The following is a 16608-nucleotide window of genomic DNA, read 5'->3' on the forward strand; positions in this document are numbered from 1 at the left end:
GGTTACTTGGTTCTAATAGATAATTGTATTTCCGATTGATTTCTAACTACGGTAATGTCTAATTTTTCTTGGGTCTTCGTTTCCATAACGACATTGATGAAGTCCCTTATTCCTTTTAGCCTTTTCCCATTGGCCTGTACGATTACATCCCCCGCTTTTAGGCCCTTGTTCAGTACGGCCGGACTTTGCTCCCAAACATTTAAAACGATGACACCTTCGGCCGTGTTAAGACCGTAGGCCGACTGCTCTTCTTTTGAGGAGACGTTTTTCAACTTGTTCCGCAACCAGGTCATAACCGGTGCCGTTTCCGTTCCTTTCTCTGATTCATTTTTTAGCTCCGGTACTTCAGGTGTTTTGGCAAGCGCTTTCAACTCGGCCTTTTGCACGCCAAATTTGTCCATCGGGAAATTTTTAAATCCGATTTTGAAAGCAGGCGAATTTTCTAGAACGGAAAAGTCAAGGTGTGCGGGATCCTTGAACAAGGGGTCTCCATAAGCACTGTTCAAGTCCCTATCATACAGTCTAGATTTCATCATACTTACTTCATTAGGGAACAAATTATAGTCCAATTCCTTTCCCCAACCGTCTAGCCTTATATCTTGATAGGCCTTTTGGACAATGTTGTGCCGGAATACATCTTGGCTGTTTTTAAACCATACATGGGGATGCAGCGAATTGTTGACCATGATATTGTTCTCGGCTATCCTGTGGAAGCCCTCCCGCAGTTTGAGGCCGTTGTTCAATAGCAGGTTGTTGTAAATGTGATAGTTAGAGGATCCGTCGTCTAAATCAATATCCCAACCGTGGTCACAACGAAAGCGGTTATTACGGATGATGGTGGTATGCACGGCATCCCATTTCCACATATTGGGGTTCGCATCGGTCAAACTGTCCATCACCGCTCTTTTGGGGTGCCAAAACCTATCTCTCCCCCACGAATTGAAAGACCCATGGTCACTGGTTTCCAATACGGTATTGAACACATCGTTATATTCCAAAATATGTCCGCCCCAAGTACCGTCACCAATATTGATGCCCGCCCTGGGCACATCGTATATGCTATTGTGCCGAACGGTAATATCCATAGCCATGGAAATTTGAACGCCAGCCGTTTGCTTTTCTATTCTTCCTATTCTGTAAATGAGGTTATCCTCTACCAAGCATTCCCTTGGAAAAAGTTCGTTTTTAGGACCCGACACGGTATCCATTTCGCTTACCGGAACAAACTCTTTATAATTAAAGGATGGTGAACGTACTGCCGACGGATCGCCTATAAAGGATATGGCACTGGCCCCCGAATCATGAATGTGATTTCCCTTGATCTCAAGGTTTTTATTATACTTACTTGCCAAGATTACATTACCGCCAAGGTTCGTGAATTCGTTATTGGTCACCTTGCAATTCTCCGTTCCCTCCAAGAAAACGGCGCCGCCTCGGTATATCGTCCAATCGCTTCTTAAGAGAGGCTCATATCCGTCCATAAAGGTGCGTTGCGAATTCTCAAACTTCACCCCTTCTATGGTCACATTCCTTACCGGGTTCTCTAAGGTACCCGTAAGCTGAATTAAATTTTTTAGTACGGAAACCTCAAATTGGGCCGTATTCAAATCCATATCGTCCAAAGGCCAGTAGTAGAGCTTGTTTTCTTCTGTATTCAGGTACCATTCTCCCGGGCTATCCAATTCCTCAAAGACATTCTCTACCATTCGGAATACTTTGTGCGGTTTAGAGGCCCTATTGTTTTGATGTCCGCCTTCAAAAACCGGGTTCCCGTCGCCGTCAATACCTGTAATTCGAAAATGGAAACCGCCCCATCTACCACCATGTAAGGCGTGAAAATAGGTTCCAACCGGGTTCTTCCATGATGCCACACGTTCTTTGGACAAGGCATCTTCGGCAAAACCCTGCCAATACTGTGCGGCTTCATCGTAATTGGGATATCGGGCCAGAACCTGTGGTTTCCCATTGACCATAAATTGGTCGAAACTTGAGACTTGCCCCACATCGGCTACATACATATGGTCTTTATATTTCTGCCAATCCCATTGTATGGGCGCCGCCCCTTTTAAAGTCACTTCCGACGCACTCGTACCCTTAATGGTCAAATTACTCAATGAAGGAGGTATGGTAATCGATTCCGACAAGTAATAGGTTCCGGGGAGAATATTTATAATTATATGGGCTTCTGGGCTATTTTCTTTTAATTCCGATGTTTTTTGAACCGCTTCCGCTACGGTCGTATAACTGAGGCCATCGCCCTTTTCATTTTCCCCAGTTTGGGAAACATAAATCTCTATGGGTTTCTCTTCTTGAGTACACGAAAAAAGAAGAGCTATAAAGCCGACTAGAAATAGTATTTTATTGAGTTTTTGCATGTTTTTTTGATCTGTTTAATATGTAATCAAAACCTTGTCGTAGCTTTTGGAAAGCTTAAACACGACTTGGCCCGAGTTATTCCTATTGGTGGTTCCCTTTCTGCTCGCTACGAGCTTGCCATCTTCGAACAAGTGTATTTCAGGTTGACTTCCCTCCTTTGGCAGGGGCATGTTGATGGTTATGGGCTTATCATTGCTAACGGCATACCCATTTGGAGCCTTTTCCAGTGTAAAGGAAAATGGGCTTCCCGATGAAACGATATCCCAGCCATGCGATTCAAACTTTTCCATTCCCGACAAAAACATGAATTCGATATCGGCCTCGTTATGGGTCGTCCGTAAAATGGACAAGAATCCTTTTTGATAGAAACCGTCTTTAGAAACCACATCGCTTTCCGAGGCATTTAACACTGTCCGATCCAAGGTGGTTTTATCGTTTAACAACACATCGATAATCTGCGTGTTCGGGTACTCGGGCACAGACGAAAAAGACACATTTGCTATGGGGTTGGTCTCCCCTTCCATAAACGGATTGAAAATTACCGCGAAGGGATGCTCCCAAACCGCTTCGTCCCTTTTCAAGATTAAGGTCGGTATGGGTTTTTCAAGAACCTCTTTAGGAGCGGTACCCTCACTAAGGGCATTCGATTTTGGCGAATTGATCTTATACAAAGTTTGGTTTTCACTTCCCTTGACCCATAGTTTCATGAAATTATCGGGACTTTCACTGCTTTTTAGGGTAAAAATGGCTCGAATATCCCCAGAATTGATCGTTTTCGTCTTATCCGTAAAATAATCATAGCCCTTTAAATCCCCTTTGCTAGAAGATAGTTCATCTGTAGGCATTGTTTTTAAGGGGGTATTTTTTACGTCAAAAAGCTCTAACGATTGCCCTAGGTTATGATAGATATATTCGTGCTTCTGCCTTCCTCCCTTTTGTTTTTTAGAGCGAAATACATCGATTACATATGGTTTTTTAGTGTTGGAAGCAATTACCGCCGTAAAGCGTTGCTGGTCGGAAACCGTCTTAGGTTCAACAAAGGACACGTTCGAAAAAGTTACTTTATCAAAAGAAGGTCTTTCCCCTGATTTCGGAAACACATTCTCCAGCTTAAAAGGAAAATAGGTACGCATGGCCGCATAATCCGATTGACCATCGACCACTACGGTGTTATGGGCCGGAAAACGGGAATAAAAATTCCTATGGTCATCATGCCAATAACTCGGTCCGCGCCCCATATCGGTACCCAAAACGTAATTGTTCGCATACAACTCCAATGAAATGCCATTGGCGTGGGCATGGTTACCAAAAGACCCAACTATAGACGCCATTACCGCATTTTCTCCCTTTCCCATGCGCTGGTTGAGCATACTTACATTAGGCGCATAAAAGGTGGGCGACACGAGCTTATCGGTGTTTACATCTTCCTTGGAATGGTTCTCGATCAAATGATCCGTATAGAAAAACAGTTCAAAGAAATCTTTCGCCCTTCGGTCATATACCCCCTCATTTACCATTTGCGATAGGAGTCCCGATATCAATTTCTCCTTTTCCACTTGACCGTACTTTCTATAGTTGGCCACCAAAAGTTCAAAGTTTTCCGGGGGAAGCATTTTATGGTGGGAATCGCCAAAGCCAACGGTATACCCACTCGGAAACAAATACTGAAAAGAAGCCAAGGCCGCCCTTTCCACAATAGGGAAATTGGCAAACTCATTGGCATTGGTAGCATGGTCCAATAAAGTGAATATGCGTAAAAAGGTAGTGATTACATGAACCGAATACGAGGCGCACTCGGGCCACATGGCATTTTCTTGGTCATAAACCAACAAGCTTTCCTTGATGGCAATTTGCCGATCCGTAGATATATTGAAAGTATGGTCTAAAAAATACTCCTGTCCCTTTCCGTTCTTGTAATTTTGATTTCCCTCTAGCACCAAACCGATGTAGGTAAGAAACCTGGCTTGGAATAGGTTCCAGTTATTATCGGGAATTCCCTTCTTGATAATCTGGTCGCCCCATTTTTGGAATACGGCCACCGAAGTATGGAGGTCTTTTTTATTCGCCTTAAAGTAATTGTAGAGAAAATCGTAGATGGTTACCAAGGAGACCACAATGCCTTCGTGAATGACTTCAAAAGTGGCGAGGCCCGAAATGTTGGCCTGTTCCGATTTTTCAAGATCTATGGGCGCATCCCTATAGTACATTCCCTCCATATAGGTAAAGAAAACGGGGGCGGCAAAATCGGCATATTTTTGTTCACCGGTAAGCCAGTGCAAAAAAGCGGCATCCGCCACGAGTTCCATGATCTGTTCGTTGATCTTATCGATGGCAAAGCCTGATCGGGAAGGGTGTACCCATTCCATTTTTCCGCTTTCCTTATGCCTTAGATACAGGCCCCGAGGGTCGTCGAAGTAGGGTTGCACCTCTTCCAATTTCGGACGCTCGTAATCCGTTGCCCAATCACGTGTACCCGAATACCTCACCGTGGGAACGGGAGCCTTTCCTTTGGAATGTGAAAAATCACCGCCTTTTAAAAAGACCTTATCATGTTTGGTGTTCCAGTTCATTTGAAGCCGTGAAACCAACCATTCGGGATCCTTTTCCCAATAGGAAATATACTTTGCCAATCGCTCCTTCTTCGTATTGACCAGTTCCTTCTTCCATTCAACACTTTCCAAAGATTTTACAAAAACCGCTCTTTCTTGATCGGTTACGTAAATTCTTGGATGCGCCGTGCTTTGTGCCATGGCCATAACCGAAACCCATACCATACAAATGGCAAACCACATTTTTTTTCCTTTTACTTGCTTCATCGCCTTTCTAAGATTCATTCGCATGCTATACCTTAAACCTATTCCTTTGTGGTTGTTCTATCCCCTTAATACTGATTCGGGTGTTCGTAATCCCCTATTCTGTGGTAGACATTCCTTTTCAAAGGGATTTGCATACCGTCGCTATCTTCCAACCAGTCGTAGAGGCTATTGGCAAACTCCTTTATCATGGGTTGTAATTCGGGTTTATCGATAAGGTTGACGATTTCATTGGGATCGTTTTCTATATCGTAAAGCTCGTTCGTATCCCAAATGCCATTGTAACGTATGTATTTGTACTTATCCGTACGAACGCCAAAAACCGTCGGCGTCATGGGGAAATCGTATTCAAAATAATACTCATAGAATATTTTGTCGCGCCAGTTGTTTTCGTCTCCTTTAAGCAATTGAACAAATGATTTACCCGGCATATGATCGGGTTTTTCAAGACCGGCACACTCTAAAATAGTTGGGGCTATATCTACGTTCTGAACCATGCGCTCTATGGTCTGTCCTCCTTCAAAAATTTCAGGACAACGTACCAACATAGGCACCTTAACCGATTCTTCGTAAAAATGTCGCTTGTCTATCAGGCCGTGTTCCCCCCAACTAAATCCGTTATCCCCCATATAAATGACCATGGTAGATTCATCGAGGCCATTGGTCTTTAGCCAATCCATGACCGTACCCACGCTTTCATCAACCCCCATTAAGGTTTCGCAATAGCGCTGTACCAAGTCATCAAAAGTGCCATCGGCCCTACCGTGGTACATATAATCTACACCATGCCAGCTATCGCGTTGCTTTTTCACCCATTCCGGCCAGTTCAACTTTTTATAGGCACTACCGATGGTTTGGGTGTAAGAGTCGGGTTTTTCTATTTTTTTACCCGCGTACATGCCCTCATGGCGTTTGGCCGGCTTAAACATGGCGTGTACGGCCTTGTGCGAGAGGTACATAAAAAAGGGTTTATCTACATCCCTTTTATCCAACCAATCGACCGCGTGTTCGGTCAATAGATCGGTCACATAGGTGTCTTTATCGTACTGTATGTTCTTTCCGTTGATGTTAAGGTTGGGCGCGTAGTAATCTCCCTGCCCCGCAAAACTTTCCCAATGGTCAAAACCGGGTCTCGGACTATCATTGTGATCCCCCATATGCCATTTTCCAAAAAAGGAGGTTTGATATCCTGCTTTTTGAAGGTATTCAGGGAAGAAGGTCAGGTTTCCCGGGTTGGGCGCCACATTATCCACTATGGTATGCACATGTGAATATTCTCCCGTTAGGATACTGGCCCTACTTGGCGAACATAAAGACGTAGTTACAAAGGCATTTTTCATATGTGCACCTTCCGCCGCCATCTTATCCATATTAGGAGTCTTCAACCAAGGCACCTTTCCCGTAAAGCCCATAAAATCGTAGCGGTGGTCATCGGTCAAGATAAAAATGACATTGCGCTTTGCGTGGCCCTTGAGTTTCTTTAGGTTCAGGTTGTTTTTTTTCTTTTGTGGCTGTTGAAATCCGAAACTAGGATTGGGGGCAAACAGCAACATGGTAATTGCGAAAACAAAAAACTTATTTTTCATATCTACTCTATTTTTTGGTCAGTAAGTTTTATATGTCCTATACGGACGTTCGCCCGTTTTCCTTCTATTGATTTAGAGCCTTCGTATCCTTAATTACGGGCCCAAATATGGCTATCGTCCAGCAGCTCTTCGTATTCTTGAACCAGTTCCGTTTTCATCCGTTCGAAAAGTTCAGGATGCTTTTTCGACACTTCTTGACTTTCCCCAATATCTTCCTTTAAATGGTACAAGACAAAATCTGAGAGCTTCGCCTTTTTTACCAAGGCTTCATTTCCGCTATGGATATTAAGAATCTTTGGCAGGTAGCCCTCTTCCGTTTTGAGTCGGGCCATTATTTTCCAATCGCCCTTACGCATGGCCACCACATGTTCGTTAAGGGCATTGTAAAAACTCCACACCAGTGGTTTTTGGCGCTCGATAGTACCCGTTTTTAGAAAGGAGGCAATTGATTGTCCGTCCAATTCCTTTTGAGGTAAGCCTGCCCCTGCCAATTCAGAAAAAGTAGGCAAGAAATCCAAGGCCGATATGACCGCATCCGTAGTACCGTTATACGTATCCTTTCCTAACCAGTTGATGATACAAGGCACCCTAAAACCCGCTTCGTTGGTCCATAACTTCATTCCCCTTAAATCGCCTGGGGAACCAAAAGAACGTTTGGCCTTGGGATACCTATTTAAGGTCTCAGGCCCATTATCCGAAGTAAAAACGACCAAGGTATTTTTATCCAATCCCTTTTCTTTTAAGTAGGCCATCAAACGCCCCACGGCAATATCTACATTTTCAACATTGGCAAAAAACTCGGCTTCCTCCTTAATATCCGTAAACGCGAGATATTTCTTGACCAGAGTTTCCGGGGAAGCTATGGGCTCATGTGGCTCATGAAAAGCTACCTCAAGAAAGAATGGACTGTTACCCTCCTTTTTATCGAGCCAATCTATGGCCTCGTCTACGATCAGTTGGCTACTATAGCCCTCTAAGGGGCCAACCTTGGAACCATTACGTACAAAATTCTTAGGGTTTTTATGTGTAGGTGAGGCATTGTTATGGGTCGCGAACCAATGTTCGAAACCGAAGTGGTCCGGTTGTGGTTGTTTTTCAGAGTTAAACAGTGAGCTACCGTGCCATTTCCCCACCAAACAGGTACTGTATCCGACCTCTTTGAGCAAGGCCGGAATAGTTTCCTCTTCGGCCCTTAAATGCACCACATCCTTCAGGTCTTCCCTTGGGGTATTTCCCCCAACAATAAAATCGTACAACCCGGCCCTATTGGGACTTCTCCCGGTTAAAAGTCCGATTCTCGAAGGCGAGCAAACGGGAGCGGTCGAATAAAAGCTGGTCAGTTTGATACCTGACTCCGCCAATGCGTCTAAATTAGGGGTTTCTATCAAGGGATGGCCGTAGGAAGAGAGGTCGCCATACCCTAGGTCATCGCATAAAAGTACAATGATATTCGGCTGTTCCAATTTCTTCGCATGACCTTCTTCTTTGGTTGTTTTACAGGAAATTAAAAGTCCACAGCCTAAGAGTGCAACAAGTATTTTTATAGCGCCAATACGTCTCTCTTCCATGGGATTAAATTTTCGGTTTTCCTTTTAGGTAGCCAATGGATTTCAAAAATATATCGGCCTCACGGGTCGTTTTGACATAAAATTCGCCATTACTTCTGGGCTTATTAAAAAATCCATGGGTTTGGTCTTTGTACAAAAAGATATCGCAGCGGCTTCCTACCGCCTCCATTTTCGTCTTATATTTTTCTATGGTAGCTACCGGTATCAGGGCATCCTTTGTTCCTAAAAAAATAATCGTAGGAGGGGTTCCCCCTTTAATATTGTGCATTGGGGAGATTTCCATGTGCCGCCCTCCCATTCGTTTGTACTCAAATCCCTCCGGACCATTATCGATCACGGGATTGTAAAGCACCAAGGCATTGGGTTTTGCGCTTATGGAAAGGTCGTCGGTAGCTTCGTCCAATCCATCAAGGGTTGCCGTGGCGGCCGCCAAATGCCCACCGGCAGAACCTCCGGAGGCGACTATTTTATTCGGGTCTATATGGAATTTATGGGCATTGGCCCTTACGAACCTCATAGCCGATTTTGCATCGCTGACCGCTTCAAAGGGTGTGGTTCCGTGCCTTGATTTTACGCGATAATCGACCAAAACCCCGATCATACCCCTAGAGGCAAAGTATTTGGCCTGGTCTTCAAATTGCGTAATGGTACCGCCATTCCATCCCCCTCCAAAAAAGAATACTATCGCAGGGTATGCTTTTTTTTGCTTGATTTTTTCGGGATATAGAAATTGCATCTTTAGCGTGTCGCCATCCACAATTTTATAAACCATCTCCTTAGGAGGAACAAACCCTGCACTATTTTCTTTTTGGGCATGGAACTCCAATGCAAAAAACAACGCTAAAACTATTAAAACCTTTCCCTTCATCTTTTCTATGCTTTTATTAAAACTATTCGGTTCTCCAATATAAGGTAGAAAAAGTACCTTATATCGATGGTTCGTAAAAATCGCCAATAGCGTGGCCCTTCGAGAGGTTTTTATTGTTTTATAGAAAGCCCCAATTTCTTCAGACGCAACAAAGCTTCCATATAATAGTAATCGGCATACACAATGGGCATATCAATTTCTGAATTGCGGGGATGATGACCTGTGGAATGCAGTAGAAGTGCTTGATTTGTATCCCCACTTAAATAGGTGTCGGACGACAACTTTTCGGTTAGGTCTTTAGCAGCCTGTATATATTTTTTCTTTTGGTCCTTTTCTTCTACCAATTCAGAAAGTTCAAGCATGCCGCATGCTGCAATTGCCGCGGCAGATGCATCCTTGGGTGCATTCGGGATCTTGGGGTCGTCAAAATCCCAGTACGGGATACCATCTTCGGGCAAGCGTTCCAAAAAGTGATCCGTGAGTCGAATAGCGGTATTTAAAAAGTCCTTATTACCCGTTTCCCTATAGGCTATGGCGAAACCATATATGCCCCAGGTCTGCCCCCTGGCCCACATCGAATCGTCGGCATAGCCTTGGTGGGTCATTCCCTTTAAAAACTCACCCGTTTCATCGTCAAAAGAACCCAAATGAAACATAGAAGCGTCATCTCTTACCAAATTATCCATGGTAACCTTTGCATGACTTTCGGAAAGATTATACAAATGTTGGCTACCACCATTCTTCGCCGCCCAAAAAAGCAGCTCCAAATTCATCATATTATCTACAATGGTATTGTGCTTATATTCATCTTTCTTTATAGGCCAAGACAAAATACTACCTACATTTGGATTATACAGCGTAGCCAAGGTATCTGCTGCGGCCAATAACACTTCTTTGTAGTCTTCGTTCCCGGTCAACCGATAGCCGTTGCCGTAGCTACAGTACAACATAAACCCGATATCGTGGTTTTCTGCGGGGCTATAGGCTATTTGCCTTAGGGCCTCCGTAGATTTCATGGCGCTGGTCTTTAAACCAGAATCTTGGGAATGTTCATAGGCATACCATAAAACCCCCGGCCAAAATCCGCTACACCAATCACGGGGCCCTACCGTCTCCCATTGGGTCTGTCCTTTAGGAATATTTCTGGGAAATTGATCGACACTCTTTACCGTTTTCTGTACGTCCTTGATTTTCTTGACATTTTCATCAAGTATTTTTTCCGGAGAAAATTGAACCGTTTCTTTCTTTTGTGAAGCACATGAAAACATTAAAAACGAAGCGAATAAAATTAGCTGTAGCCTGACTCTCATCTGAAGTGTTTTTCGATACCTTAATAGGATATCATTAAAATTGTTTGATTAATTCAAAACAAAAAACCGGTTCTGCGACCCACAAAATACGGTGCGCTATGGCCGTGTCTTAACGTGGTTTTTTGTTCCATACAATTTTACCTAGAATGCAGATAAAGACTCATAAATTATGATTCATAAGCTATAAAATAATAGCCTTTTGCCCCCGCCAAGGGCGGGTACGCCCCCTCTTCGTCCGTTCGGAAGGATTTTTCTTTCCTTTTGCAGAAGATGTAGTGCCCTATAAAAAATAGACGGTTATCGCCCCTTAAAATAGGGGTCCTTTTTTGCGGGAAATTCAATGTTATGGGACTCGCGATTTGCTTCCTTCCTACCCCAACAAAGGCCTTCATTTTCCCTTAACGCCCTGTTTATGGTACTTCAAAACGCCCTGTCTCATTCACCTTATGACATTCCCTTAGTGAATCATTTATTTTTTCCACAGAAAGACCTATGGGTTTTGGCCAAGGAACATCCTTAAAATCCCCTCTGTACCCAAGCCTTATATTTTCGTTTCTCAGGTCTCTTTTTTTTACGAATACCACAATTTTAGGCCTGTATAACTGAAAATGAACAATAGTTTATCATCTATGAATGATAATTTATCGCCCCTACCTTCAATTATTTTTAACATTGGCTTAACAATTTTTATGGATACATGTTCAACGATATGAATTCAAAAAACTAATTCAACAAAAACTATTAAATAACACTTTTATGACCACTTTGAAAAAATTTCGAGCCAACCTTAAGTATGTTGCCGGTCTATTAGGAATCTTAGGGTTTCTGATAAGCGGTACATTTACGCATTTATATGCTGCGACAAGCAGTATTAGCCCTCTTGACATCACGGCTGTTCAAGACCTGACCGTTACAGGTACGGTAACCGCCTCTGAAGACGGTATGCCGATTCCTGGGGCAAACGTTATTATAAAAGGAACGACCACAGGAACAACGACCGATTTTGATGGAAACTTCTCTATAAAGGTCGCTTCTTCCAACAGCGTACTCGTATTCTCTTCTATCGGGTTCGCAAAACAAGAAGTAACGGTAGGGAATAACACCACGATCAATGTCGCACTCGACATGGATGTCAGTGCCCTTGAGGAAGTCGTGGTCGTAGGTTTCGGTACGCAGAAAAAAGCGACGCTTACCGGTTCGGTTACCCAAGTAAAAGGTGACGATATCATGAAAGGTAAAGGAACCTCCAACGCGGCCTTGGCATTGCAAGGTGAAGTACCGGGGGTTGTCGTTACCCGTACCTCTTCACGACCAGGTAACGAAGGCACCAACATTAAGATACGGGGTGATATTTCGGTAAACAACATTGGGCCCCTCATTTTGTTAGATGGTCTAGAAATACCCGAATGGCAACTTGCCACCTTAAATGCCAATGATATAGAATCGTATTCCGTATTAAAGGATGGTGCTGCCGCTATTTATGGTACCAAAGCTGCCGGTGGGGTTATTTTGGTTACCACAAAAAAAGGGAAACAAGGTAAAATGAAAGTGAATTACAAAGGGGAGACCCAAATGAACATTCCCCACGATTTTCCTACGGCCAACCTACAAGAATGGGCCCAACTATGGTTACGGGCAGGTGACAATGACGGAATCAGCTACGTAGATACCGATGGTATCACACAACAGGCGGCCCCCAACTATCGCTTTTTCACAAGGGACGAATTGGTCTCTATTGTTGACGGCACCCTACCCATGGCCCCTGATTCGTATTTCTGGTTGACCAAAGAGCATAGGTTTGACGATGTGAACCAGTTCGATGCGGTTTACGGCTCTACCCTATCGCAACGTCATGATCTTTCGGTTTCCGGGGGTAGTGAAAATGCGACCTATAGAAGTTCCATCGGTTATGCCAACGAGCGTTCGCCCATTTCCTTTGTATATGATGGAGCCAAAAAATACAACTTCAGAACCAACCTTACCTATCAGATGAGCGATATGGTAAAGACCGAACTTACCGTGTCATATGACAATAGATTGGTAGACGAACCCACCCAAGGTGTGGGACACGGGGTTCAAGATATGTACCTTTTCCCTTTGTACAACCCCCAAGGACAATACTACGATATCTTTGGTGCCAACAACCTATTGGCCAAACTTGACGAAGGTGGACGTATCAGAAACAAAGAGGAAATTTTCCGCTTAGGCGGTGTGGTTACCTTAAACCTAGATAAGTATGTAGACGGATTATCACTTAAATACAACGGTAATTTCAGTTCTAGAAACGGTAGAAAAACCGAAAGGACCACCTCTGTAACCATGTACGACTGGGAAGGCAATATCAGCTACACCCCTACTACCCTATTGACTTCAGGGGTCAAGATTTACGAAACGGAAATCATGTTTCAAAACCATGTCATACAGGCCAATTACAACAAATCTTTCGGGAAACACAACATTGGTTTCCTTTTGGGCTTGACAGCAGAGGAAGAGCAAAGCTATAAGTACTTTCAGTCACGAAGCAATATGGCTTCCGATGAGCTAGACGATATCAATACCGGTGATGTTACCACCCAAGTGAACGGGGGATCGCCAAAAGATGCCAACGGAAATACCTTTAACTCGGGAAGTAATGCCGTGGGACTTGTATCGTATATCAGTAAATTAAACTACGACTATAATGGAATTTACCTTTTAGAAGTCTTGGGACGTAGGGATGGTTCTTCGCGACTACACCCCGATTATAGATGGAAAAATTTCTACAGTGCCTCGGCAGGTATACGTTTATCTGAAATGGCATTTATGAAAGATGGTTTTTTCAACAACTTAAAACTGAGAGCTTCTTATGGTGAAACGGGTTCGGTAACCGGTATCGGTGCATATGACTACATTTCGAACATCACCGTTGGAACCACAATTTTCGGTGCTAGCCCCGCTTTGGCCAATACCGCTAGAATTGCCTCGCTTACCTCAACGGAAAGAACCTGGGAACGCGTGGCCACGACCAACTTCGGTATCGATTTTTCGATACTGAACAGTCGCTTGAGCGGTAATGCCGAATACTTCACAAGAAAGAACAACGATATGCTTATCCCTATCACCTACCCTCAAATTCTTGGGGCATCGGCACCAAAGACCAATAGTGGTGATTTTAAGACCAATGGTTGGGAGATTGCCTTGAACTGGAGAGACCAAATCGGGGAACTCAAGTACAACATTGGCGTAATGGCCTGGGACAGTGAAAGTGAGGTAACCCGTATGGAAGGTGCTACAGCCATCAAATTAGGTGTAAACAAATCGAGTGGATCAGATGCCAATATCATTGAAGGAAAACCCCTTAATGCAATCTACACGTATAAGACCGATGGTTATTTACAGACAGAAGAACAGGTTTTAAACTACTACAACCAATATGGCTTTGTAGATCCTGCAAATCAGTTGGAAATGAAACCCGGTACGGTTCTGCCCAACTATAGAAGTGCCGACCGTCTGGTGCCCGGTACGGTAAACCGTATTGATGTGAACGAAGATGGGGTGATCAATGAAGACGACCTCGTTTACTTTGGTGATGCCAATCCCCATAAGAGTTATGGTATCAACCTTGGGTTAGAATACAAAGGTTTCGATTTCAGTGCCTTCTTTCAAGGCGTCGGAAAGCAGAACATCGTTCGCGAAGGAGCCTTGGCCTACCCCTTTAGAAGCTGGTGGACCAACCAAAACTCGGCCTTCTTGGGTACTACTTGGACAGAAGACAACCCCAATGCGGAGAATCCTGCAAGCTTTTACAATGGTCAAAGGAAAAACTGGAACTACGGTCACATTAACGACATCAACGTTATCAAAGCTTCGTATTTACGCGCCAAGGTGTTGACCTTGGGCTACTCCCTTCCTCAAGATGTATTGGCCAAATCAGGACTTGAAAGAGTGAGACTATCGGTTACCGGAAACGACCTCTTTGTCATTTCGAACGTTAAGGATGGTATGGATCCTGAAATGGGCAGCAGTGCCAACCAAGGAAACACCGTACCCTATACCTCTACGGTATTATTAGGACTTGAAGTAACATTCTAACAACCATTAAAGATCAATAAGATGAAAAATATTAGATTAAATTCAAGAATATCATACCTGATGCTACTGCTCTCGGCAGTGTTTTTAGGAGGATGTGAAGATTATTTGGAACAGCTCCCCCAAGATTCGTTAAGTGAAGCGGTCTATTTTGAGACCCCCGAGCAATTTACCAGTGCCGCCAACCTGTTCTACACCCGGTTGGGCTTTGACTACGGGGATGAATCTTCCGACCTTTCGGGAAACATTTCGGGCGACCCGCTATACGGCCAAGGAAATTCCATTACCCCGACAAGCGATGATATTTGGGAAGACAATTATTCCTACCTGCGCCCCCCCAATCAACTCATAGAGAAGGCGGCGGATTATCCTGGAGAGTTTTCGGAAATAGCCGAATCTGTGGCTACGGCCTATTTCTTTAGGGCCTGGCACCACTTTCTATTACTAAAACGCTTTGGAGGTGTGCCCTTGGCGACCGAAGCGTTCAACCTGGATTCAGAAGAGAGCATTTCAAAGTTTTACGGCCCTAGAAACAGTCGTTATGAAGTGGTAGGCCAAATCTTGAAAGATCTTGACCAGGCCATAGGCGACCTGCCTTCCCAAAACGACTTGGCAGATGACAAGCAAGGGAAACTTACCCTAGAAGCCGCCAAATCTTTTAAGGCCCGTGTTCTTCTTTACGAAGCTACCTGGGAAAAATACGTGGGTGCAGCCACCGATGGCGACGGAACCAGTGAAGGGGCCGGATCAAACAAACCCGCCGATTACCCCTCTATAGCGGAGATGTTCAACGGAGCCAAGCAAGCCGCCAAGGAAGTTATGGATAGCGGTGCCTATGAATTATGGGACCAACGCGATGCCATTGGGGAAGAACACCTCTTCTATTTGTTCAACTTAGAAGATGGGGGCTCGAACCCGGCCGGACTTTCAAAAGCCGATAATAAGGAGTTCATCTTTCAAACGGTATATGATTTCACCCTAAGAAAGATCAATCAGAACCTGACCCATGCCAAGCCCGTCAGTCCGAGTAGAAAATTGATGGACATGTACCTTTGTACCGATGGCCTACCCGTACAGCACTCCGATGTTTTTGAAGGATACGACGATATGGCCTCCGAATTCGAGAATAGGGACTACCGTTTAAAGAGTTTCGTAAACGAACCCTTGAAGCAGTACTGGGGATGGGGTTCCAATACCAATGGCGGAGGGGCCCAATACGGTGTTGCCTTTGAAGATAGCGGTATTAATTACGACTACAGGTACGTACCTCAACTGACCTCTCCCGGTGGTGCCAGAAACGTAGGCTACCAAGGAAGAAAATTTACCACGGAGTACAGATTGCGGGAAACCAAGGAAGAGTCGTACAACTACCCACAAATTCGTTTGGCGGAAGTGATGCTCATCTACGCCGAAGCAACCTGTGAAATCAACGGTGGTACCATCTCTGACGGAGATCTAGACATCTCGATCAACAAAATTAGGGAGCGCTCCGGTGTGGCCCCATTGACCAATGCCTTGATCGCCCCTTTCCCTGACCTGAACATGTTGGGCGAGATACGCCGTGAACGCGCCATAGAATTAAATGGGGAAAACTTCCGCTTTGACGACCTTAAGCGCTGGAATGTTGCCATAGAAACCCTAAACAAAAACGTATGCCTTACCTATATCGAAGGTACCGAATACGAAACGGCCTTAAACCCTAAAGATCCAGGAAACCCTATTTACGTAGCCGGGGCATTTCCTTACGGGTTGACCCAATCGGAACAGAGTGTATCTACCTATTCAGGTATAGCCACCACAAAACCGGGAGCTTTGATCCTTGATCCTTCCGGTAACCGAAACTGGACCTTAAAGAATTATGTGGATCCCATACCAACGGATCAAATAGAACTTAACCCCGCACTAGTACAAAACCCGGGGTGGTAATATTGTTTTTCTGCGAGTTGGGTAGAAAAATTGTTTTGTAGTTTTGAGTTATTGACTAAAGCAGCTGTACGGAAAGTACAGCTGCTTTTTTTT

At 44.3% G+C, this 16608-nt stretch carries 8 protein-coding genes; 2 read left to right on the forward strand and 6 right to left on the reverse strand.

What is annotated here, in order from left to right; genetic code table 11:
- Nucleotides 1–2 precede the first annotated feature (2 nt).
- The 6 genes from B4Q04_RS19560 to B4Q04_RS19585 form a co-directional block, all read right to left on the reverse strand.
- Nucleotides 3–2375 (reverse strand): PDZ domain-containing protein, encoded by a 2373-nt coding sequence (locus B4Q04_RS19560; protein WP_088697787.1) that lies wholly within the window; start codon nucleotides 2373–2375, stop codon nucleotides 3–5.
- Between the two features lie 15 nt (nucleotides 2376–2390).
- Entirely contained in the window at nucleotides 2391–5210 is a 2820-nt protein-coding gene (locus tag B4Q04_RS19565; RefSeq protein ID WP_201723423.1) for a heparinase II/III family protein, read from the reverse strand.
- Between the two features lie 47 nt (nucleotides 5211–5257).
- Nucleotides 5258–6775, reverse strand: coding sequence for a sulfatase (locus B4Q04_RS19570; RefSeq protein ID WP_236631055.1), 1518 nt, complete (start codon nucleotides 6773–6775; stop codon nucleotides 5258–5260).
- An 89-nt stretch (nucleotides 6776–6864) separates the two neighbouring features.
- Entirely contained in the window at nucleotides 6865–8343 is a 1479-nt protein-coding gene (locus tag B4Q04_RS19575) for a sulfatase-like hydrolase/transferase (RefSeq protein ID WP_088697788.1), read from the reverse strand.
- 4 nt (nucleotides 8344–8347) lie between these two features.
- Nucleotides 8348–9211, reverse strand: a complete 864-nt coding sequence (locus B4Q04_RS19580) for an alpha/beta hydrolase (protein WP_088697789.1) — start codon at nucleotides 9209–9211, stop codon at nucleotides 8348–8350.
- Nucleotides 9212–9321: 110 nt separating this feature from the next.
- Nucleotides 9322–10521, reverse strand: a complete 1200-nt coding sequence (locus B4Q04_RS19585) for a glycoside hydrolase family 88 protein (protein ID WP_088697790.1) — start codon at nucleotides 10519–10521, stop codon at nucleotides 9322–9324.
- A gap of 756 nt (nucleotides 10522–11277) precedes the next feature.
- Here B4Q04_RS19585 and B4Q04_RS19595 point away from each other — a divergent pair.
- Nucleotides 11278–14592, forward strand: a complete 3315-nt coding sequence (locus B4Q04_RS19595) for a SusC/RagA family TonB-linked outer membrane protein (RefSeq protein WP_088697792.1) — start codon at nucleotides 11278–11280, stop codon at nucleotides 14590–14592.
- A gap of 21 nt (nucleotides 14593–14613) precedes the next feature.
- The gene (locus B4Q04_RS19600) at nucleotides 14614–16515 is read left to right on the forward strand and encodes a RagB/SusD family nutrient uptake outer membrane protein (protein ID WP_013994768.1); all 1902 of its coding nucleotides are present in this window, start codon (nucleotides 14614–14616) and stop codon (nucleotides 16513–16515) included.
- Nucleotides 16516–16608: the final 93 nt, after the last annotated feature.

Origin of the sequence: Zobellia sp. OII3 (assembly GCF_002211465.1) — a bacterium.
Classification (GTDB): domain Bacteria; phylum Bacteroidota; class Bacteroidia; order Flavobacteriales; family Flavobacteriaceae; genus Zobellia; species Zobellia galactanivorans.